Origin of the sequence: Prevotella heparinolytica, assembly GCF_004342845.1 — a bacterium.
Lineage (GTDB): Bacteria > Bacteroidota > Bacteroidia > Bacteroidales > Bacteroidaceae > Bacteroides > Bacteroides heparinolyticus.
Genome location: NZ_SLXB01000013.1, coordinates 40,628 through 63,567, shown reverse-complemented (window position 1 = coordinate 63,567; position 22,940 = coordinate 40,628). Strand labels below are relative to the sequence as shown.

Annotated in this window: 13 protein-coding genes and 1 pseudogene; 13 read left to right on the top strand and 1 reads right to left on the bottom strand. The window is 53.3% G+C overall.

The genetic code is table 11. The features are described from left to right. Positions 1-117: 117 nt before the first annotated feature. From EV202_RS07940 to EV202_RS07910, 7 genes are all read left to right on the top strand, one after another. Positions 118-1,326 (top strand): tyrosine-type recombinase/integrase, encoded by a 1,209-nt coding sequence (locus EV202_RS07940; RefSeq protein WP_165899408.1) that lies wholly within the window; start codon positions 118-120, stop codon positions 1,324-1,326. Between the two features lie 316 nt (positions 1,327-1,642). Further along, positions 1,643-2,956 (top strand): DUF3575 domain-containing protein, encoded by a 1,314-nt coding sequence (locus EV202_RS07935; protein WP_131926570.1) that lies wholly within the window; start codon positions 1,643-1,645, stop codon positions 2,954-2,956. Continuing rightward, a complete protein-coding gene (locus EV202_RS07930; protein ID WP_131926567.1) occupies positions 2,953-3,957 on the top strand; it encodes a DUF5119 domain-containing protein in 1,005 nt (334 codons plus the stop codon). Before EV202_RS07935 ends, EV202_RS07930 begins: the two co-directional genes overlap by 4 nt. A 121-nt stretch (positions 3,958-4,078) precedes the next feature. Further along, entirely contained in the window at positions 4,079-5,215 is a 1,137-nt protein-coding gene (locus EV202_RS07925; protein ID WP_131926565.1) for a fimbrillin family protein, read from the top strand. Positions 5,216-5,395: 180 nt separating this feature from the next. Continuing rightward, the gene (locus EV202_RS07920) at positions 5,396-8,233 is read left to right on the top strand and encodes a fimbrillin family protein (protein WP_131926563.1); all 2,838 of its coding nucleotides are present in this window, start codon (positions 5,396-5,398) and stop codon (positions 8,231-8,233) included. A 327-nt stretch (positions 8,234-8,560) separates the two neighbouring features. Beyond that, positions 8,561-9,097 (top strand): HU family DNA-binding protein, encoded by a 537-nt coding sequence (locus EV202_RS07915; RefSeq protein ID WP_131926561.1) that lies wholly within the window; start codon positions 8,561-8,563, stop codon positions 9,095-9,097. A gap of 170 nt (positions 9,098-9,267) precedes the next feature. Further along, positions 9,268-9,552: a hypothetical protein gene (locus EV202_RS07910; RefSeq protein ID WP_131926559.1), complete on the top strand. Its 285-nt coding sequence runs from the start codon at positions 9,268-9,270 to the stop codon at positions 9,550-9,552. A gap of 16 nt (positions 9,553-9,568) precedes the next feature. Here the strand turns inward: EV202_RS07910 and EV202_RS07905 are convergent, their stop codons facing one another. Continuing rightward, a complete protein-coding gene (locus tag EV202_RS07905) occupies positions 9,569-12,061 on the bottom strand; it encodes a GH36-type glycosyl hydrolase domain-containing protein (RefSeq protein WP_131926557.1) in 2,493 nt (830 codons plus the stop codon). Between the two features lie 409 nt (positions 12,062-12,470). Between EV202_RS07905 and galA the strand changes: the two genes are divergently transcribed. The 6 genes and pseudogenes from galA (at position 12,471) to EV202_RS07875 (ending at position 22,933) form a co-directional block, all read left to right on the top strand. After that, positions 12,471-14,915 (top strand): beta-galactosidase GalA, encoded by a 2,445-nt coding sequence (gene galA / locus EV202_RS07900; RefSeq protein ID WP_131926555.1) that lies wholly within the window; start codon positions 12,471-12,473, stop codon positions 14,913-14,915. Between the two features lie 168 nt (positions 14,916-15,083). After that, entirely contained in the window at positions 15,084-15,971 is an 888-nt protein-coding gene (locus tag EV202_RS07895; protein WP_164996267.1) for an AraC family transcriptional regulator, read from the top strand. 63 nt (positions 15,972-16,034) lie between these two features. Then, positions 16,035-17,315: an acetylxylan esterase gene (locus EV202_RS07890; RefSeq protein WP_131926553.1), complete on the top strand. Its 1,281-nt coding sequence runs from the start codon at positions 16,035-16,037 to the stop codon at positions 17,313-17,315. Positions 17,316-17,395: 80 nt separating this feature from the next. Next, positions 17,396-18,772 (top strand): glycoside hydrolase 5 family protein, encoded by a 1,377-nt coding sequence (locus EV202_RS07885; RefSeq protein ID WP_394364516.1) that lies wholly within the window; start codon positions 17,396-17,398, stop codon positions 18,770-18,772. A 52-nt stretch (positions 18,773-18,824) separates the two neighbouring features. Beyond that, positions 18,825-19,276: pseudogene (locus EV202_RS07880) on the top strand (cellulase family glycosylhydrolase); the annotation flags it as partial. 411 nt (positions 19,277-19,687) lie between these two features. Further along, positions 19,688-22,933, top strand: a complete 3,246-nt coding sequence (locus EV202_RS07875; RefSeq protein WP_131926551.1) for a SusC/RagA family TonB-linked outer membrane protein — start codon at positions 19,688-19,690, stop codon at positions 22,931-22,933. Positions 22,934-22,940: the final 7 nt, after the last annotated feature.

Here is a 22,940-nt window from a genome sequence, read left to right as displayed (position 1 = left end):
TATTATCCGTTACGTTGTGGCTCTTATGGGCAACCCGCTTCCTTTGTGTTCCGATGGAAAGACGTGGTTGTAGTATCTTTGTGTGCAAATCAACTAATTTAAAATAACGTAATGCACATGTTCAAGATTTCATCCTATCTCACGCGGGCGGGTTTCATCGGGAAGCAAAGTACGGAGCAACCGGAGGCGGATAAAGCCGGTAAAGTAAGTAAAGCGGAAAAAACAAGTCAGTCAGAAAAGGTCGGTAAAGCCGATAATGCGAAGAGGGCGGATAAAGCAGACAAGGCGGAGCGGATGAGCAAGGCGCAGAGGTGCTCGCCCACGCTTTCAAGCTTTGTCCATGCGGCGGCCCGTGGCGTAAGCCGCTCCACTGCCGACAACTACCGCACGGCGGTGCGCTCGTTCGTCCGCTTCAACGGCGGCAGGGACATACCGCTATCCGCACTCAACGCCGACACCGTGCGTGCATACGAGCGGTGGCTGCAGGATCGTGGCGTATGTCCCAACACCTCCTCCTGCTACATGCGCTCGCTGCGCGCCATCCACAACAAAGCCGCCTCGAAGCGGCTCGTGAAGGACAGGAAGCCCTTCAAGGGCGTGTTCACCGGCAACTCTCCCACGGTGAAGCGCGGCATCACCGCAGGGGAGTTGCGCAGGCTGAAAAGCCTCTCTCCCGCAGGAGGCGGGGCAGAGGACGGGGAAACCGGGAGGAAGCGGGCAGCCGTGGAGGCTGCGGCCTTAGACTTCTTCCTCTTCTCGTTCTACGCCATGGGCATGCCCTTCGCGGACTTGGCCGACCTCCGGCGCCCGCAGGTCAGGGACGGGGTGCTTACCTACCGGCGGCGCAAGACCGGCCGGCAGGTCAGGGTGACGCTGGAACCCTGCATGCTCGACATACTGGACAAGTATGCGACGCGGGAGTCGGACTACCTCTTTCCCATATTATATAAGGTGAAAGGCGGTGAGAAAGACCGGACGAAAGGCGGTGAAACGGACAAGGGGAAAGACGGCGGTAAAGGCAGGACGACAGGCGGGACGAAACTCGGAAATCCTGCGGAAGTCTCCTATTCCTCGGCGCTGAACCGCTACAACCGCGCGCTCAAGACCCTTGCCCGTGAGGCGGGAATAGCGGTGAACCTGACCTCCTACGTCGCCCGCCACTCCTGGGCGAGCATCGCCTACGAGGGGAACGTCGACCTGCCCGTCATCTCCAAGGCATTGGGGCATACCGACACCAAGACGACACTCATATACATCGGGGAGATAAACGACACGCGGCCGGCGTCGGCCAACCGCAAACTGCTGGAAGAGGTTTTCCCGTCTTGAAAGAGATCCTCCTGCACACCTCTTGCTAAGAGGTGGAATGTATCACGTAAAACTCTGCAAATAAACGACTTTTATTCCATACCTACAAACTTTAGGACGAATATTTTATAAATATTGTTTACATATGCGTCTGCGCTTCGGCATCCGATCGCGCACAAACCCGCATCTGCCGGCAAAGCGTATTCCCTCCGTGTCCCTTTCCTCCCACCTCTTAGCAAGAGGTGTCCCCCCGCACCCCCTTTACAGAGGCTTCCCGGAGCGTTTGCCCCGGCCTGCCCGGGACAAACGGGACATGTTTAATTCTCAATCATAAGCGATGAAACGACCCTTTATTCTATTTCTTTTCCTGCTCACCCTCGGGCATGCCCGGGGGCAGGAGGCTGACGCGCGCCGGGGCACGGATTCCGTGCGCGTCTATTTCCGTCAGGGCGACTCCCGCCTCGACCCCTATTTCCGTGATAACGGCGCCCGCGTGCGCGCCTTCACCGACCATTTCCGGACCCTGCTGCGTGACCCTTCACGCCGCATCCTCGGCCTGCGCGTCACCGCCGGGGCATCCCCTGAAGGGAGCACGGCTCTGAACCACCGGCTCTCCGAGCAGCGTGCCGAGGCCATACGCCTGTTGGTGTCCGGCTATTTCCCCTACGAGTCGGGCTGGCTCTCCACCGTTCCCAAAGGCATCGACTGGGAGGGGCTGGAACGCCTCGCAGCCGGGGACGAGTACATGCCCTACCGCCACGAGGTGCTCGACATCCTGCGCCATACGCCCGAATGGATCACGCAGGGAGGCGTCGTGACGGACGGGCGCAAGCGCCGTCTGGCCATGCTGGGCGGCGGATATGCCTGGCGCTACATGGAGGGCCGGTTCTTCCCCGAGCTGCGCGCCTCCACCCTGCATGTGTGGTACGAGTCGGACAGACAGCCGGCCGCGGCGCGCGACACGCTCTATATCTCCCTGCCTGCCCGTGAGCCGGAGAGGCAACGGGACACGGTGTACGTGCCCGTGCCCGCCGGGGAGAACACAGCCGTCAACAACAGCTTCTACGGCACGGCTCCCGCCGCGCAGGACAGCCCGCTCCCCGCCCCGCGCAAGCCTTTCTACATGGCCGTGAAGACAAACCTGCTCTACGACGCCGTTGTGGTCCCCAACCTCGGGCTGGAGTTCTACTTAGGCCGCGGCTGGTCGATAGCGGGCAACTGGATGTACACATGGCTCAAGAACGACAACCGCTACCGCTACCACCGCGTCTACGGCGGCGACCTCGAAGTGCGCCGCTGGCTGAGCTACGGCCGCAAGCCGCTGACGGGCCACCACATGGGCATCTACGGCCTGCTGCTTACCTACGACCTCGAATGGGGCGGCAAGGGGTATTTGGGTGACCGCTGGAGTTACGGCGGCGGCATCTCCTACGGCTACTCCGCCCCCATCGGGCGCAGGCTCAACCTCGACTTCACGCTCGGCATCGGCTATCTGGACGGGGAGTATTACGAGTACGTCCCACAGGAGGGGCATTACGTATGGAAAGCCACCAAGAAACGGCGCTGGTTCGGGCCCACCAAGGCCGAGGTGTCGCTGGTATGGCTCATAGGACACGGTAACACCAATCCGAAGAAAGGAGGCAAACGATGAAAACGAAGAAAACAATGGAAAGGATGAAGACGGTGAGGAGCATAGCCGCCGCCCTCATGCTGACAGCCTGCGCCGCGCTCATCGCCGCATTCGTGGCCTGCACGTTCTCCTCGTGCCGGCACAAGGAACTTTATTACCCCTCCTCGTCCACGGCGGAGGTGCGTGTGAAGTTCGACTGGAGCGCCGCCCCCGGCGCGCGGGTGGAAGGGATGTGCGCCTGGTTCTTCCCCGAAGCGGGTGGGAAGCCCGTGCGTTGCGACTTCACCGACCCGGCGGGAGGTACCGCCAAGATACCGTGGGGAGCCTACCGGGTGGTCTATATGAACAACGACAGCGAGGTGGTGCAGGTGCGCGGTGAGGATAGCCATGGTACGCTTGAGCTGTACACGCGTCAAAGCACGCTGCTCGAGGCTGTCAACGCACAGGGCAACCCTCCCGGCGCCAATCTCGGCGGCGAGCAGGTTGTGCTGGCGCCCGATGCCGTATGGGGCGGAAGCCTCGATGGCGTACGGCTGGAGAGGGGCGACGACGAGAATGCACCCCGCACCGTTGTGCTGCCCGTGCAGCCCCTGACCTCCACCGTGAGCCTGGAGGTGCTGAACGTGGAGAACCTGAAATACGTCTCCGCCGTCGGGGCCTCGCTCTCCGGGCTATCCGGCTCGCTCTTCCCCGGCAGCGGCACGCTTTCGGCCGTGCGCAGCACCGTGCCTTTCGCCGCCGACCCCGACGGGGGCTCGAGGATTACGGGTAGCATGCAGGTCTTCGGCCTTTCGGCGAATGCCGATACCGGGCGCACGCTGACGCTCTACGTCATCCTTGCCGACGGCAGCAAGCACTATTTCCGCTTCGACGTGAGCGACCGGGTGAACAATGCGCCGGACAAGCGGCACATACGCATCGTCATAGACAAACTGTCCTTGCCCAAGCCCATCGTCAACGGCGGGGGCTTCCACCCCTCGGTGGACGAGTGGGGATCCGAGGAACACACGCTCAAGCTCTGAGAACGTGCGCGGGAACGGACGCCCCGCGCACGGATAAACATGCATCGGACAAACAGACATATCGTGATAAGGATTGCAAGAGTTCAATCAAAATCAATTAATCAATTAAACAATTAAAAGAATGAAAACAATGAAACATGTATTTTATGCAGGGCTGGCGCTCATGGCGCTGGCCGCCTGCTCGCAGGACGAGACCTCGAGCGTGGACCAAAGCGGTGCCATCGGCTTCCGCACCTCGCTGGGCAAGACAACCCGCGCGGTGACCACGCTCGCCAACATGGGCTCGTTCAACGTGACGGCTTTCCCCAATGCGGGTGGAGCCAACTATTTTACTAATCTGGCGGTGACCTCAACCGATGCCGGTGTCACATGGAACACCGCTTCCGTGTATTACTGGCCGGCAGGTACACTGGATTTCACCGCATACGCGCCTACAAGCATCAACCCATTGGTGAGCATCGCCCACGGTGCAAGCAACCAGAAAATCACCGGTTTTGAAGTGGAGCAGGCTGTATCCGCCCAGAAGGACGTGGTAGCAGCTTTCAACAGTGGCGACAAGGCAACTTACGGCGCTTCGGGTGTGCCCATGAACTTCAAGCATATCCTCTCGCAGATAGAGGTGAAGGCCAAATGTACCAACGCCAACCTGCGTGTTAAAGTGATGGGCGTGAAACTGGGGGCAATCAACTCGAAAGGTGACTTCGCTTTCCCGCAGACCGCAACAATTTCCTCATATTCCGTGCCCCGCACGAACTGGGCGACCCTCTCCACTCCGAAAGACTTCCTGGCAGAGGATGCCACAGGCACGGGATTGGAACTAAACACTACTGCCCAGAGCATCATGTTCGGTTCGGATAACTTCATGATGATTCCGCAGCAGCTCACCAAGTACGTGCAGGCTTCCGCTCCTACCGGAGCGTACATCGCCGTGCTCTGCCGTATGGACATTAACAACGGTTCGGGCAACTATACCGCCCTTTACCCGAGCACTGCACCGGCGGCTTACGCTTTCGCGGCCGTGGGCATCGACACGGAATGGCAACCGGGCAAGAAGTACGTCTATACGCTTGAGTTCGGTGACGGCGGCGGCGTGGTTCCACCCAACCAGGACAACCCGAACCCGGGTGGCGGCACCGTGACACCTCCGGTAGGGCCTAATTTCCCGTCCAATCCGGGCGATCCTATTCTGAACAACCCCATCAAGTTCACTGTCACTGTGGATAACTGGGCTGACCAGAATGAGAACATAAGCATGTAATACCCTTTAAGGGAATCCTATCACGAAACCGGGCGGAAAGGATGGAACCGGAAGCAAACTTCTTATCCAATGCCTTTATAATACCGGGGAGGGCACTGCGCAGACGATGCGTGGGCCTTCTATTCCTTTCCGTCCACTTTTTATCAGACGTTAGAGATCAGAATCTAAAAAACAAACAACATGAAGAAGAGACATTGCATGGGGATGCTCGTCGCGGGTGCGGCGGCATTGCTGTTATTATCCACTGTTCCTGCCGGCTGCACGGACGAGCGGGATGAGAGCCCCTCCACGGGAGGGAGGATAGGGTTCGCGGTCGACCTCTGGAAGGAAGGCAGTGCCGCGCAGGCCGCACTGACAAAGGGTGCGGGGACGGAGGCGGGCAGCCTGCCTGCCGACACGCTGCCCGCCGTGCAGGTAATCCCCCTGGAGGGTGAGGCTTCCGGAGACGGTAATCCGCTGTACCTGCACGCCGTGACTACGGACGGCATCGGGGAGGACGGAGGCACGGCCGAAGAGGGCGTCGGAGGCGACGCAACCGCACAAAACGGCGGGGCACGCACGAAGGCTGCGCCCGTAACCACTGCCACGATGTACGACGAGATGGCGGTGACGGCGTTCGTCTACCCCGCATCGGACAGTTGGCCGTCGGCCTATACGGGCGGCAGTGCCACAAGCTACATGCGCACCGTGAAGGTGAAGAAGAGCGATGCCTGGAGCACCGAGTATCACTGGCCGGGAGCTGCACGCAGAATCAGTTTCTTTGCCTCGGCGCCCTACGGCAGTGCGGGGCTGACGGCGTTCAACAACGGGACTTCGGGCAACCCGCCTTACCTGTCGTACACAGTACCGACCGATGTTGCCGACCAGAAAGACCTCTTGGTGGCGGCCTCTACCGACAGGCCGGGAAACACGAACACGGCCGAGCCGCTGACGATGAAGCATGCGCTGACGGCCGTGCGCTTCGTCACGGGCGACGACATGCTGCCGGGCACGGTGTCGAAGATTACGCTGAAGAATGTGTACGGCACGGGCAGCCTGCCGATGACTGCTTCGCCGGCATGGAACAGCCCGGGCGGGGCGAGGAACTTCGAGCTGACCCTCTCGCCCGCCGCCACGGCGCCCGACCCGCAGCAGCCCGACACGCCTCTGACGCCCGAAGCGGCAACGTTCATGATGCTGCCGCAGACCCTGCCCGCCGGGGCGCAGATAGAGGTGAAGTACACCGACGGCCTGACCAACACGCCCCGCACCCTCACGGCGAACATTGCGGGGAAGACCTGGCCCATGGGAAAGACGATTACCTACCGCATCAGCACGAGCAGCATTGTGATGACGCCTACGCTGACGGTGACTGCTCCGGCGGAGTTTACCTACGCCGGAGGAAACAACACGTATGGGGTGGCGAGCTACCTTGCTGTTACGGGAGGAGGTGCCACGGGGGCAAAACCGATTGGATGGACGGCGGAGTTCTCCGAGGACGGTGGAATGAGCTGGAGCAGCACCAAACCGTCATGGCTCACTGCCTTCACCGCAAGCGGGACAGGGAGTAGCAGCACATCAGGTGATGTTTACACCGCCACCGTGGCGGCGCAGACAAGCACCTCGGGCAACCCGCACAACGAGGCGTTGAAGAATGCCTCACCGGTGAACGACGGGACAAACACCAACATATACGACCTCTCCACCCACGACGGGCAGGGCAATATCGCCCCCATGCGGACGGCCAACTGCTACATAGTGAATGCCGCCGGGAGGTATAAGTTGCCGTTGGTGTACGGAAACGCGGTGGATTATGTCAAGGTGCCCGGAGGCCCGAATCCGGGATGGAACACCTCGGCCTACACCTCTACGGCAAGCGGAAGCAATGTGCTGACAACCTTCATCAACCACCTCGGAAACGGAATTACCGACCCATACATTTACAACAATGCAAACTGCACTCCCGATAACTGCACGCTCGTCTGGCAGGATGAGCCGAATCTTGTTACGAACGTGGCCCTCTCTTCCGACAGGCATTTCCTTGAGTTCACCGTAAACCAATCCACCATCCGGCAGGGCAATGCCGTGGTGGCGGTGCGCGACGCAGCGAACACCGTGCTTTGGAGCTGGCACATCTGGGTGACGGACTACAAGCCCGGAACAACGGGAACAACCACACCCGACAAGGAAATCACCAATTATCAGGGCTATAAGTATAAGCTTATGACCGTCAGCCTCGGCTGGTGCGACGGAAAGGAGGAGGCCTACGCCGAACGCACCGTGCAGGTGCGCTTCAAGCAGAGGTCTACGGCAGGATACACGCCGGCGGCGACACAAACCATCACAGTGAAACAGAAAGCGCATACCATTGCGGAACTTGGGAACAATACCTACTTCCAATGGGGACGCAAAGACCCGTTCGTGGGGGCATTGGAGAATCCAGACGGAAGCTCGAACAGCATCAATAAGACCTGGTATGATGCCGATGGGAACGTCAAGACCAATCAGCTTCCCCCTGTTCAAAGTTTCTCAACCGGTACTGCTTGTATCAAATCGGGTATCACTGCCCCTAACACTTTTAATACAAGTTGGGAAATGGATAACACCTACGCCAACCTTTGGAGTGCGAACAACACCGTCTACACAGCCAACGACAACCCTGTTGTGAAGACCATCTACGACCCATCGCCTGTAGGATATAAACTTCCTCCAAGCAATGCCTTTACGGGCTTTACCACAACAGGAAATAATGCATCCACTCAATCGCAGTTCAACGTGCTTTTTCCATGGGATAAGGGTTGGAACTTCCATTGCAGACTGAACCACACCGGTAGTACTGTCTTCTTCCCTGCGTCGGGCTATCGGAACATCAGTTCCGCAGTGCCCTACAGCATTGGGAGCGGCGCCTACTGTTGGACGGCGGGGCCGAACTTCACGTACTACGGGTGGAACCTGAACTTCTACTCGGGCTACGTGAGCCCGCTGAGCAGCAACGCTCGGGGCTACGGCTTCGAGGTGAGGGCAGCGCAAGAAGAATAAAGGGAGCGAAGCGACCATGTGGAATTCATTCACCTTTTATACTATCATAGCAGACATGAGAGCATTGTCGCGACGAGGCCGCCTGCCTCGCTATGGCGAGCATGGAGACGTCGCCATAGCGAGGCAGGCAACGTCGCTATGGCGAGATAGCCAACGTCACCATAGTGAGGCAGGCAACCTCATGATAGCGACATGGGCGGCGTCGATACGGCGAGAGAACACCACCCCTGCCGGAGGCCTCCCGACAGGGCATGTAAAGAATAAGGCGGTAATGCGTCGAACGAGAATCATATCATTAATCATCAAACATTTAAAACTTTGTAAAACATGAGTATCAGTTACAAATTGGTGCAGAAGAAGCACCCGACCAAGAAGAGTGAACCCGTCAAGTGGTATGCCGTGCCCAACAGCTCACGGCCGTTGGAGCAAAAAGCCCTGACCCGCGCGGCCACGGCAAACACCACCACCGCGCCCATAGAGATGGAGGCGGCCATAGAGCTGCTGGCGGCATTCATCCCCCAACAGTTGCAACAGGGCCACACGGTGAACGTGCCCGGAATGGGTACGTTCCGCCTCACCTTCAAGAGCGATGGTGTGGAGGACATCGACAAGTTCAACGCCGGGCTGATGATAAAATCGCCCCGTGTGGTATTCACCCCCGCCAAAGAACTGAGAGACAAGATTCTGCACGGCCTCAGCTTCGAGAACGGCGGCGTGCTGGAAGCCGGCGTGAACTACGCCTCGCTGGCCGACTACCGCAAAGCCAAAGGACTGCCCACACCTGCACCGGGCGGCACGGGCGGCGGTACGGGCGGCAGTACTCCCGGCGGCTCGGGCGGCCAAGGAGAGAATCCGCTCGGTTAGCGGTTGGTTGCCGGTGGTGAGCGATTAGTGGGTGGTGAGTGAAAAACAGAAAGCCTCGAAGCCACACGGACAGCACTAATCGCTCACCGCTGACAACTCACCACTTATCACTAACCGCTCATCACTTATCACTAACCGCTCATCACTCATCACTAATCGCGCCATTATCCATGAAATCCTATCGAATCAGCAAAAGAATGCAGGAAGCGGCGGAATTCCGCAAAAACAGCCTTATAAACATCGACATGAAGGGAGAGGCGTTCACGGCCTACGACCGCTCGGCCCTGATATTGCACGCCATATACCCGCAACTGCCGTTGCGCCACGTGACCGGCGAAGACGGAAGGACACGGCCGATGGTGACGGACATCCCGCAGAAAATAGTCCTCGAGGTGTGCCGCAGGTATCGGATAGTAGAAGCTACGGCACATGTGATATCGAACGTGTTATTGTAGAATCCTTTTTCTCGTTTTATCCCATTATTACTTCCACGTTGTGTGTGCCCGGAAGGTGTTTCACCGTGTTGCCCTCTGCCGGCCGGCCATCGACGATGATTGTCCTGACTCCTTTGCAGACGCCGTCGGGATTCTTTACCGTGATGTGGTATTCCGCTCCCCGGAATTTGCGCTTTACGCTGAAACTCTTCCAATGGGCCGGGATGCAGGGATTGATTTCCAAACCCTCGTAGGCAGGTTTGATGCCGAGGATGAACTGGGTGACGGCGTAATAGTTCCATGCGGCAGTTCCCGTCAGCCAACTGTTTTTGGCTTCGCCCGGACGGGCGGCATCCTTCCCCGCAATCATCTGCGAGTAGACGTAGGGTTCTACCTTGTGCAGGGCGCTGCGCTCTTCCGTGTACGACGGGCATATCTTGCGGAAATACTCCCAAGCGCGGTCTCCACGACCTAATACGGTTTCGCCGATGATGATCCACGGGTTGTTGTGGCAGAAGATGCCTGCATTCTCTTTGTAGCCCGCAGGGTAAGTGGAGATTTCTCCATATTCGACCACGTATTTGGTGAAGGCGGGATTGTTGAGCACGATGCCGTGCTCGCAGTCCAGCCGTTCTTTCACGGCATCCAGCGCTTTCTGCACCATGCCCTCTTCCAGTCCGATGCCCGCCATGGAGCACCATCCTTGCGACTCGATGAAGATTTGTCCTTCCTCATTCTCCTTTGAGCCGACTTTGCGGCCGAAGTAGTCGTAGGCACGCAGATACCAATCGCCGTCCCAGCCATGTTTCTTCACGGCCTCCACCATGCTGTCTACGCAGGTTTGCGCCCGTGCGGCCTCCTCGTTGCAGCCTATGTGGCGGCATAGTTCCGCATAGTCGCGTCCGCACACCACAAACAGGCCGGCAATCATCAGCGATTCCGCCTTGGAACCTTCCGTCATGTTCTCCGTGGTTTGGAACGACTCGTTCGGATCCCACGAGAAACAGTTCAGGTTCAGGCAGTCGTTCCAGTCGGCACGGCCGATGAGGGGCAACATGTGCGGTCCCAGATTCTCAATGACATGGTTGAAGGATACGCGCAGGTGCTCGAAGAGCGACAGCTCGGAGCCTTCGCGGTTGTCGAACGGAACCTGCTCTTGCAGGATGCCGAAATCGCCTGTTTCCTTGATGTAGGCCACTGTGCCGAAGATGAGCCACATCGGGTCGTCGTTGAATCCGCCGCCGATGTCGTTGTTACCGCGCTTCGTGAGCGGTTGGTATTGGTGGTAGCATCCGCCGTCGGCGAATTGGGTGGAAGCAATGTCGATGATTCGTTCGCGGGCGCGTTCCGGAATTTGGTGCACAAACCCCACGAGGTCCTGATTGGAATCGCGGAAACCCATGCCGCGTCCGATGCCGCTCTCGAAGAAGGAGGCGGAGCGGGACATGTTGAAAGTGACCATGCACTGATATTGGTTCCAGATGTTGACCATGCGGTCCAGCTTCTCCTCGTGGGACTTCACCACGCAGACGTCCAGCAGCCTGTCCCAATAAGCTTTCAGTTCGGCAAAGGCGGCATCTACCTTGGCTGTGGTGTCCAGTGCCGAAATCATGGCTTCGGCTTTGCTCTTGTTGATAAGTGCGCCACTCGATACGCTTTGCAGTATAGGGTTGTGGTGGGCGGCCTTCTCTTCATTGCTTTCAAACTTTTCGTCCTGCCCGTTCTCTACGTAGCCCAGCAAGAAGATGTAGTCGCGACTTTCGCCCGGTTTCAACTCTGCCTCGATGTAATGCGAAGCCACGGGACTCCAACCGTGAGCTATGCTGTTGCCGGCCTTGCCTTCGCTCACTTTTTCGGGCAGGCTGAATTCGTTGTATAGTCCGATAAACGTTTCGCGATCGGTGTCGAAACCGTCGACGGGAGCATTGACGCTGTAAAAAGCATAGTGGTTGCGGCGTTCTTTGTACTCCGTCTTATGATAGATGACCGAGCCGTCCACCTCCACCTCTCCGATGGAGAAATTGCGCTGGAAGTTCTCCATGTCCGTGGCGGCATTCCATAAGCACCATTCGGCAAAGGAGAACAGTTTGATGCGCTTCGTCTGTCGGGTGAGGTTTTTCAGTGTCAGCTTTTGCACCTCCCCCCATGTCTTGAGGGGAACGAAGAACAGCAGGCCGGCTTCGATGCCGTTCTTTGCTCCGCTGATGCGGGTATAGCTCATGCCGTGGCGGCATTCGTAGCTGTCGAGCGGTGTTTTGCAAGGTTTCCATCCCGGCGACCATACGGTGCCGCCGTCGTTGATGTAGAAGTAACGCCCACCGTTGTCCATCGGCACGCTGTTGTAGCGATAGCGGGTGATGCGGCGGAACTTGGCATCTTTGTAGAAAGAATAGCCGCCGGCGGTGTTGGAGATGAGCGAGAAGAAATCCTCATTGCCCAAATAGTTGATCCATGGCCAGGGAGTCTTGGGGTCGGTGATGACGTATTCGCGGTTCTGGTCGTCGAAATATCCGAATCTTTTGTTTTCCATACGTTTGCGGTAGGGGTTGATGAAACAATCTGTGTGCCTTTAAATCTTGTTTGCCGTTTCCTCCGGAAGCAGACGCAAACCAATGCCGGACAAAGCCCCGGCAGGCTCTTGTGCTTTCCGGGAGGTAAAGCGGTTCAAATTTATAAACTTTTCTCCGATTGCCCCAAGTTGCCGGAGGGCTTTTTCCGGCTTCAAGAGCTTCTGTATCAGAAAAAGATAAAAAAATACAGACGAATCCGGCAGGGTTGCTCTATCTTTGCAATAGACCAACCCCATGCCACCTCCGTATCTGCTCCGTACTTATAGGATACGGAGGTGGCAGGGAGGTGATATGGGCCGGCTTCGAAATCTCCCTGAGAATGTTCCGGAACGATGTTTATTGAGAGAACTTTAAATAGAAATGACTGCTATGGGACACTTGTTTGCCTTGCTGATGCTTTGCGCTGCTTCACTTTCTCTTTCCGCTCAATCCGTTCGCGAACGCATATTGCTGGACGACGGCTGGCAGTTTGCTTTCGGCAATGCCGCTTCTCCGCAGAAGGATTTCGGTTGCGGAACGGAATATTTCAACTATCTGACAAAAGCGGCTTCTATCCATAATGAAGGCCCTTATTCTTTGAAGTTCGATGCCTCCAAATGGGGTGTGGAATGGAAGAGTGTCGACCTGCCGCACGATTGGGCGGTGGACTTGCCTTATGCAGCCGAAGCCAGCCACAGCCACGGTTATAAGACGGTGGGTTATAAATATCCCGAAACCGGCGTGGGGTGGTATCGGAAGACCATCACCATTCCCGAAGAAGACCTTGGCAAGCATCTCTATCTTCAGTTCGACGGCATTTTCCGTGATGCCCGTGTCTGGATAAACGGCTTCTATCTGGGACACGAGCCGAGCGGTTATGCCACACAGACGTATGACATCACGGAATACCTGAACTATGGCGGTGAGAATCTGATAACCGTTCGCGCCGACGCCACGCTCGAAGAGGGGTGGTTTTATGAAGGGGCGGGCATCTACCGCCATGTGTGGCTCAACAAAACGGCTCCTTTGCATGTGGCTCCTTTCGGGACGTTTGTGCATAGCAAGCTTTCTCCCGCTTTTGATAAGGCCGTGCTGACGATAGAAACAACGGTGGAGAATTCAGGAATAGAAGCGGGAACATATCGCCTTTGCCACGTCCTTCAAGATGCCGAAGGCAAGGAAGTTGCGCGTTGTGAAACCGATGGCGGGCAGGTGTTGCCAAAGGAGCGGAACCTCAGCATAGGCAAGATGGAATTGGATGACCCCGCCCTTTGGAGTGTGGATACACCTTATTTATATACATTGCAGACAGAGGTGTATCAGAATGGCCGTCAGGTAGATGCGTTCGTCACTGCAATCGGCATCCGCGAGGTGCGTTTCGATGCCGACAAAGGCTTTTTTCTGAACGGTGAGCCTTTGAAGCTGAAAGGCGTGAATATGCACCAAGACCATCCCGGAGTGGGAACGGGGCTTCCCGATGCCTTGCAGGTGTACCGCCTCAGGCAGTTGAAGGCTTTGGGATGCAACGCCTATCGTTCGTCCCACAATCCGATGACACCCGAAATGCTGGATGCGTGTGACAGGATGGGCATTCTTGTCATAGAGGAGAACCGCCTGACGGGAGTCAACGAAGAACACATCCGCCTGTTGAGGCGCATGATTGAGCGCGACCGCAACCATCCCTGCATCATCCTTTGGAGCGTGGGCAACGAAGAGTGGGGCATCGAATGGGAGGAGAGCGGAACACGCATAGCGGCTTCAATGCGTGAGTATTGCCACCGCTTCGACCCTACGCGCCCGATGACGGTTGCATCGAGCAGCGGCCCTTCTATTCTGATTCCCGCCGATGTGGCCGGTTACAATTATATCCTGCAACATCCCGTGGAGCAGCACCGCAAGGACTATCCGCAACGGCGGGCGCTCGGTTCGGAAGAAACCACGGGTTGCGGCACGCGAGGCATCTATTTCGATGCTCACGACCGAGGGCACATGATGGCCCATAACCGCAGGCCAAACGGGCCGGACAGTCTGCTGAATTGCATTGAGCGGGGCTGGAAGTTCTACGACGAACGTCCATATCTGGCCGGCCTTTTCTATTGGACCGGGTTCGACTATCGCGGAGAGCCTAATCCCATGAAGTTTCCGGCCACGGGGTCGCAGTTCGGCCTGTTGGATTATTGCGGATTCCCCAAAGATGAAGCCTACTATCTGAAATCTTGGTGGACGGACGAACCGGTATTGCACATTCTGCCCCATTGGAATCTGCACGGACATGAGGGGGATAGTATCGACGTGTGGGTGTATAGCAACTGCGACGAAGTGGAACTGGCTGTGAACGGCAAAAGTCTGGGGCGCAAACCGATGGAGAAGAATGGATACCTTGCTTGGAAGACCGTTTATCGTCCCGGTGCGGTGAAAGCCGTGGGCTACAAAAACGGCAGGAAGATGTTGACGGAAAAGGTTGAAACTGCCGATGCCGCGAATCGTATTTCCATTACGGCCGACCGTACGGTTACCCGGGCAGATAAACGGGATGTAGCCGTTATTCGTGTAGAGTTGCAGGACAAGAAGAAACGTTTTGTGCCCACTGCCTGCGATGAGTTGGCGATTACCGTTGCCGGCCCGGTACGCATTCTCGGAGTGGGCAATGGCGACCCTGCCTATCAGGATGCAGAACGTCCTATGGATGCTTCTGCCCGTACTTTTCAGGTGAAGGCTTTCAACGGGCTTGCCCAAATTCTGTTGCAAAGTACCGGCGAGGCGGGAGAAGCCGTGTTGACAGTCGGTGCGGAGCATATACCTGCCGCATCCTTCGTGCTGAAGGTGCAGGAATAAGCGGATTCTGAGAGGAATGCTGCATGAAGATATAACAAATTCTCCATCTGAAAGAAACAAATAATGCTGTCCGGTATTGTAAGTAATGGCTATCTTTGCAATACCTTAGATTTGTAACGGCAAGCGAGAACCGGAATATAAATGATACAATATTAACCTGTAGTCATGATGGAGAACCAAAGTTATATAATGCGAGAGATTACGCCCCTATCCGAGCGTGATTGTTTTTACATAGCCGATCGGCATAAAACGGAATTCACTTATCCCATTCACTGCCATGCCGAGTACGAACTGAACTTCACGGAGCATGCCTCCGGTGTGCGCAGGGTAGTGGGCGATTCGGCTGAAATCATCGGAGATTATGATTTGGTACTGATTACCGGCAAGGAATTGGAGCATGTGTGGGAGCAACACGAATGTACTTCTAAGGACATCCGGGAGATTACGATACAGTTTTCTTCGAATCTCTTCTTCGGGAACTTTATCAATAAGAGTCAGTTCGACAGTATCCGGCAAATGTTGGAGCGTGCTCAATGCGGTCTTTGTTTCCCCATGCAGGCCATCATGAAAGTGTACAATTGGCTGGACAAACTGGCTTCTGAAGAACAAGGGTTTTATGCGGTGATGAGTTTCTTGCGTATTCTCTACGAGCTGTCGCTGTATAGTGATGCACGGATGTTGTCTTCGTCTTCCTTTGCCAAAATAGAGACTTTCTCCGATAGCCGTCGCGTGCAGAAAGTGCAGAAGTATATCGCCGAGCATTATCAGGAGGAAGTACGGCTGAATACGTTGGCAGACATGGTGGGTATGACACCCGTTTCCTTCAGTCGTTTCTTTAGGCTGCGTACCGGTAAGACGCTTTCTGACTATCTTATAGATTTCCGTTTGGGCTTTGCCACTCGTATGTTGGTCGATTCCACCCGTACCATTGCCGAGATTTGCTATGATTGCGGATTTAATAATCTTTCCAACTTCAACAGGATGTTCAAGCGGAAAAAAGGATGCTCCCCGAAAGAGTTTCGTGAGAATTATAGAAAGAAGAAGATGGTAATATGATAAAATAGTATCGTTTTCCTTTATTGCAGATTAGTATCTTTGCAATTAGAAAGATTTGATATTATGAAAAGAATTTATCTGTTTTTACTGTCTCTCTTCTGTGGGCTGACTATTATTGCGCAGATACGCGGCAATGAAATTCGTGTGGTGGTTTCACCCGATCGTACCGACTGGACTTATAGGCTGAATGAGAAGTGTACGTTTACTGTCAGGGTGATAAAGGCCCGGAATCTTTTGTCTGATGTAAGGATCGACTACGAGCTGGGGCCGGAGATGTATCCCACCGAGACAAAAAAGGATGTGTTGCTGAAAGACGGCACACTGAAACTTCAAGGAGTGATGAAAACTTCCGGTTTCTTTCGTTGTAAAGTCAAAGCACATGTGGGCGGATGCACTTACGAAGGCATGGCGACTGCTGCTTATGCCCCCGAACAGTTACGACCGGTTGCCGAACTCCCTGCCGACTTCCGCGATTATTGGGCAAATACCCTGAAACAGGCGCGCAACACTCCGCTGGAGCCTGTGATGACTTTACTTCCCGAACGTTGTACGATGACAGATAATGTCTATCAGGTGAGTTTCCGCACCAAGGAGTGGGGAGGCCGTTTTTACGGTGTCCTCAGCATCCCTAAGAAAGAGGGGAAATATCCGGCATTGCTGCGTGTGCCCGGTGCGGGTGTGCGCCCCTATATGGGCGATACCTATACCGCTCCCGGAAAAGTGATAACACTGGAAATAGGGATTCACGGCATTCCCGTGACGATGGAGCAATCGGTGTATGATGCGCTGGCAAGCGGCGCGTTGAATAATTACTGGACTTTCTGTCGCGACAACAAAGATTCCTTTTACTATAACCGTGTGATTGTGGGCGTTTTGCGTGCAGTGGATTTTATATGCTCTCTGCCGCAATATAACGGACAGACTTTAGGTGTCACAGGTGCCAGCCAGGGAGGCGCTTTGTCCGTGATAGCTGCCGCTCTCGATTCACGTGTCACTTTTTTGGCCGTTGTTCATCCTGCTTTGTGCGACCATGAGGCTTCCCTTAAAAAACGTGCTTGTGGATGGCCTCATCATTTCTATTATGGAGGTGCTCCCGATGTGAAAGAACTCGAAACGGTTCGTTATTATGATACGGCGAATTTTGCCCGTTTGTTGACTGTGCCTGCTTGGTTCAGTTGGGGATATAATGATGATGTCTGTCCTCCTACCTCCATGTATGCCGCCTATAATGTGGTTTCGTCTTCGAAAGAACTCCATCCTTATCTTGAAACCGGTCATTACTGGTATCAGGAGCAGTGGGACGAGTGGCTGGAGTGGTTGCGAAAAAAACTTCTTGCATTATGATATTAATGATGCCTTGGCAATCTGTACGAGAGGATGAGAATGCGGAAGCAGATATAAAACAGAATCAATAGAAAGTGTATATGAATAAAAATAATCGCATGAAGAAGATAACTAATCAAGACAGCATTCATTCTTTTCTCTGTGAGAGAAGAAAGAGACGAGGGGTAGGAGGAGCTTTGTCTTTTCTCTTTCTCCTGTTGTTCTCGTGTACTCCCCGACATACGGAACATTCGTTTATTACGGTCAGTCCCGATGGACAGTTTGTCCGCAACGGAAAGCCCTATTATTTCATTGGTGCCAACTTCTGGTACGGTGCCATTCTTGGCTCGGAAGGCGAAGGCGGAAATCGAGAGCGTTTGCACAAAGAACTGGATTTCTTGAAAAGCATCGGCGTGGACAACCTCCGCGTATTGGTGGGAGCCGATGGTGAAAACGGCGTGAAGACACGGGTAGAGCCCTCTTTGCAAACAGCTCCCGGCGTCTACAACGATACTGTTTTAGCCGGACTGGATTATTTCATGAATGAATTGCGCAAACGCGACATGACAGCCGTTCTTTATTTGAACAATTCGTGGGAATGGAGCGGAGGTTATTCCGTTTACCTGCAATGGACGGGGCATGGAGATGCCGTGGTGCCTGCCATAGATGGATGGCCCGCCTATATGGAATATGTAAAGCAGTTTCCGCAGTCGGACAGTGCGAAGGCCTTGTTTGCCAATCACGTCAAGTATATTGTGACAAGAACAAATAGGTATAATCAGATAAGATATGTGGATGATCCCACCATCATGTCTTGGCAGATTGGCAACGAGCCTCGCGCTTTTGCCGAGGAAAACAAAGAAACTTTTGCGCATTGGATGGCCGATGTGGCTGCACAAATCAAGTCGCTCGATCCGAACCACATGGTGTCTTCGGGCAGTGAAGGCGCTTGGGGATGCGAGAACGACATCGCGCTTTTCGGAAAAATCCATGCGGACTCCAATATTGATTATCTTAATATTCACATCTGGCCGTATAATTGGGGATGGGTGAAGGCGGACAGTCTGGCGGAACTTCTTCCGCGTGCCAAAGAAAATACCAAGAAATACATAGACGAACACATGACTGTCGCCCGAAAACTCCATAAACCGATAGTGCTTGAGGAATTCGGCTTTCCGCGTGACGGTTTCCGGTTCTCTAAAGAAGTGCCGACTACGGCACGTGACGAGTATTATCGTTACGTGTTCGACCTCATCCGTCAAGACCGTGAAAGCGGCGGCCTGTTTGCCGGATGCAACTTCTGGGCATGGGGAGGTTTTGCCGAACAGAATCCCGGACATGTGTTTTGGGAAAAAGGAGATGACTATACCGGCGATCCGGCACAAGAGGAGCAGGGGCTGAACTCTGTTTTTGCAACAGACAGTACTATCGAAATAATCAAAGAGGAAAACCTAAAATTGAAATACAATGAAAAATAGTTGGATAATTGTCGTGGCGGTATGCTGGCTGATGCTCTTTATAGGATAAGGATATTCCATTGAAGTCATCAAGGCAATTCGTGCCATAGAGCCTGAGGCGGTTATTCTTGTGGGTAGTCCGCATTGGGATCAAGATATACATCTGGCTGCGGACGACCCTATCATCGGATACAAGAACATCATGTACACACTTCATTTTTATGCCAACACCCATGGACAATGGCTACGCAACAGGGCTGATTATGCCATGTCCAAGGGGCTTCCCGTTTTCGTTTCCGAATGTGCGGGTATGGAAGCCAGCGGAGAGGCCCTTTAAATCCTGAAGAATGGCGGAATTGGTTGGAATGGATGCAACGGCATTCCATCAGCTGGGTGGCGTGGTCTGTTTCCGATAAAGATGAAACTTGCTCCATGCTCTATCCTACGGCCTCTTCGGAAGGAAACTGGGAAGAGAGGGATTTGAAAGAGTGGGGGCATATGGTACGTGATGAACTGAAGAAATGACGCTTGCCCGTTCACGCTAAATCAATCATTCCTTTGCTCTATTGCCAAGAACTTGCTTTGAAAAGACGGGTTTCGGCTATAACCGCTTTGTGTAAAGTGCCGGATGGGGCGTTTCTGAAAGTGAAATAATAACGGATGTTAAAGAAGTATCATTATGTGATAAAATAATGTCTGTTTGTCTCAGGCTGAAAATTTACATTTGTATTCGCGAAGGAAAGTGAAATAAAACTCATCATATACTGTTTAACGAACCATTAACAAAATGAAAAATGCCTATGAGAAAGGAATAATAAATATTCACCTGCCTTATTTAATAAGGACTATTTATTTCTCAAGAATAGTTTAACCTTATATAAAAACATTTGTTGCCGATGTGGCAACGCCAATTCATTAACTAAGAAAGATACAAGTATGAATTTTAATTTCAGAAAAACAGCGCTGCTTGTAGGGGTATGTTCGACTTTGGGATTCGGCTATACTCCACAACTTTTCGCCGCGTCGATTGATGTAATCGAAGCTGTGCAGCAAGCGAAAAAAATCACAGGTACTGTAACAGATGCAATGGGACCGGTTATCGGTGCCAATGTTTTGGAAAAAGGTACGACTAATGGTGTTATTACGGATATTGATGGCAAGTTTACATTGAATGTTCAGCCGGGAGCTGTTATTGTCGTTTCTTTTATCGGTTATCAATCACAAGAAATAGTGGTAGGTAATCAGGCTAACTTCGATATCCGGTTGAAAGAAGATTCCGAATTGTTGGACGAGGTAGTCGTGGTGGGTTACGGCGTACAGAAAAAGAAGCTGGTGACGGGTGCTACGGTTGAAGTGAAAGGAGAGGATATTGCAAAATTGAATACGACTCAGGCTTTGGGGGCTTTGCAGAGCCAGTCTCCCGGTGTGAATATTCAAGCTGTTTCCGGTCAGCCGGGTGATGGTTTTAAAGTAACCATTCGTGGTGCCGGTACGAATAGCGATACCAAACCCCTTTATATCATTGATGGCGTGGGAGGCGATATCAATAACCTGAACCCTGCCGACATTGAGCGTATAGACGTATTGAAGGATGCCGCTTCGTGTGCCATTTATGGTTCTGCCGCCGCCAATGGCGTAATCTTGGTGACAACCAAACAGGGCAAAGAAGGCAAAATTCAGGTAAGCTACGATGGTAATATCGGTTGGCAAAATGTCTATAAGTTGCCTGATATGCTGAATGCCAAACAGTATATGGAGATACAGAACTTGGTTCGTTTCAATAGTGGCGTGGATGCGCACGATTGGTCTCGGTTTGTAGATGCCGACTTGTTGGCTGCTTACCAAAGTGGTGCGAACGAGGGTACGAATTGGGTTGAGGCTATTCGCAACAAGAATGCCGTTACCACCAGCCATTCATTGAATATCACTTCCGGTACCGATCGCACTAAGTTTTCTTCCGGTGTGGGTTATCAATATCAAGATGGTGTATTTGGCAATATGGCGAAATCCGATTATCGTCGTTTCACTTTGCGCATGAATGCCGAGCATGTCGTTTACCGTAACGATGCGGGACTTGATGTAGTGAAGATCGGTCAGAATCTTTACTATCAGCACTCTCAAAGACAAGGCCTTGACAACGGAAATCAATATGGCAATATGTTGTCGAATATGTTGCGGGCCAACCCATTGATTCCTATTTATAACAAAGACGGTGCATACTTCGGTTATGAGGATTTGAAGAAATCGGGTAAGGAAGGCTGGTTTAATTTTAATTCTTACACAACCAATCCTATTGCTTCGATGATGAACGGACAAAGTGCCAATAATAAAAGTATCAGCTACGGACTTAACGTTAGCGGTTGGTTGGAAATACAACCCGTCAAAGGGTTGACCTATCGCGGTCAGTTAAACTACAATCAAAGCTCATGGTCATGGCGCAGCTATCTTCCCGCTTACAAGCTGAATGATCAAGGCGACAGTCGTTCCATCGACCAAGCCACCAACCAGATAGGACAAGGTTGGGGATGGAGCACCACCAATACATTGAATTATAAGTTCAATGTAGGCAGACACGATTTTGATGTATTGGCCGGAACCGAATACGGCGAATCGCGTCCCAACTACGGATTCTCATTGAATGCTACGGCTACTAATTCGGTATTTGGCGATTTGAAACACGCCTATATGAGTTTCATGAAGAACAATACGGCATTGGCTACCGTATCGGGAAGTCCGTATGGCGACTCTCGCGGCATGTCTTACTTTGGCCGTTTGAACTACAACTTCAACGAAACCTATATGTTCAGTGCCATTATCCGTGCCGACGGTTCTTCAATCTTCGCACCGGGCAAGCGTTGGGGCTACTTCCCCTCATTCTCTGCCGGATGGGTGGTTTCGAACGAAAAGTTTATGGAAAAAGCACAAGAATGGCTCAATTTCCTGAAGATTCGTGCCGGATGGGGACAAAACGGTAATAAGAATGCTGTTGATAACTTTGCTTATCAGGCAACATTCGGTTACAATGCAAAGACCAATTACTCGTTCGGAAATAATAAGGATGGTTATACTTCGGGTGCCGCTCCTACTCGTTTGGCCAATGCCGATATAACTTGGGAAACTTCCGAACAGATTAATATGGGCCTCGACGCCCGTTTCTTGAACAGTCGTTTGGGCGTTACTTTCGATTGGTATCAAAAAACCACTAAAGATTTGTTACTGCTGGTTCCCGTAACACCCACTACCGGATTCTCGGAACAGCTGAAAAACGCAGGTACGGTTCGCAACCGTGGTGTAGAACTTGCTCTTAACTGGAATGACCATGTGGGTAAAGACTTTACTTATGGTATAAACTGGAACATTGCCTACAACCAGAATGAGGTGACCAAAGTAAATAGTACCCGCAAGTATAACAATGGAGGGCTTGACAATCTTGCGCAAGGAACCGGCTATATGGCACGCTTCGAGGAAGGACATCCCATAGGTTACTTCTGGGGTTATAAGACCGACGGTGTTATTCAGAATCAAGAAGATTTGGCTGCATACGTAGCAGGATTGAAAGATAAAAACGCTGCCAACTCGCTGCAAGGTAATACGCTGAAACCCGGTGACCTGAAATTTGTGGATGTGAATGGAGACGGTGTTATCAATGCCGACGACAAGACCGATTTGGGTAATCCTCATCCCGATGTGACGATGGGACTCAGCCTTAACTTCGGATACAAGGGCTTCGACCTCTCTGTGACAAGTTTCGCTGCATTGGGACAACAAGTGGCCCGTTCTTATCGTAAGTTCACCGACGGCGAACAAGAAAATTACACCACCGAGGTTTATCAGTATTGGAATGGCGAGGGTACTTCAAATAGATATCCTTTGCTGGCCCGTATGAATGAAGGCGTGAATTGGCAGTCTATTTCTGACATTTACGTGGAAAATGCAGACTACTTCCGATTGCAAAATCTGACTTTGGGTTACGACTTTAAGCGTATTTGGAAGAATTGTCCGTTCCAGCAGTTACGGGTGTATGCTGCAGCGCAAAACCTCTTCACCATTACCGGCTATAAGGGAATGGATCCGGAGAACGGCCGTGCTCTTAGCAGCAAAGAACCTTGGCTGACCGGTGTCGATGTAGGCAACTATCCTACTCCTCGTACCTATATGTTTGGTGTTAATGTTAAATTCTAAAACTGAT

Coding starts and splice junctions, on each gene's coding strand:
- EV202_RS07885 (WP_394364516.1), top strand. CDS start 17,396: ATGAATAAAAATAATCGCATGAAGAAGATAACTAATCAAGACAGCATT.
- EV202_RS07920 (WP_131926563.1), top strand. CDS start 5,396: ATGAAGAAGAGACATTGCATGGGGATGCTCGTCGCGGGTGCGGCGGCA.
- EV202_RS07940 (WP_165899408.1), top strand. CDS start 118: ATGTTCAAGATTTCATCCTATCTCACGCGGGCGGGTTTCATCGGGAAG.
- EV202_RS07935 (WP_131926570.1), top strand. CDS start 1,643: ATGAAACGACCCTTTATTCTATTTCTTTTCCTGCTCACCCTCGGGCAT.
- EV202_RS07910 (WP_131926559.1), top strand. CDS start 9,268: ATGAAATCCTATCGAATCAGCAAAAGAATGCAGGAAGCGGCGGAATTC.
- EV202_RS07930 (WP_131926567.1), top strand. CDS start 2,953: ATGAAAACGAAGAAAACAATGGAAAGGATGAAGACGGTGAGGAGCATA.
- EV202_RS07875 (WP_131926551.1), top strand. CDS start 19,688: ATGAATTTTAATTTCAGAAAAACAGCGCTGCTTGTAGGGGTATGTTCG.
- EV202_RS07905 (WP_131926557.1), bottom strand. CDS start 12,061: ATGGAAAACAAAAGATTCGGATATTTCGACGACCAGAACCGCGAATAC.
- EV202_RS07890 (WP_131926553.1), top strand. CDS start 16,035: ATGAAAAGAATTTATCTGTTTTTACTGTCTCTCTTCTGTGGGCTGACT.
- EV202_RS07895 (WP_164996267.1), top strand. CDS start 15,084: ATGGAGAACCAAAGTTATATAATGCGAGAGATTACGCCCCTATCCGAG.
- EV202_RS07925 (WP_131926565.1), top strand. CDS start 4,079: ATGAAAACAATGAAACATGTATTTTATGCAGGGCTGGCGCTCATGGCG.
- EV202_RS07915 (WP_131926561.1), top strand. CDS start 8,561: ATGAGTATCAGTTACAAATTGGTGCAGAAGAAGCACCCGACCAAGAAG.
- galA (WP_131926555.1), top strand. CDS start 12,471: ATGGGACACTTGTTTGCCTTGCTGATGCTTTGCGCTGCTTCACTTTCT.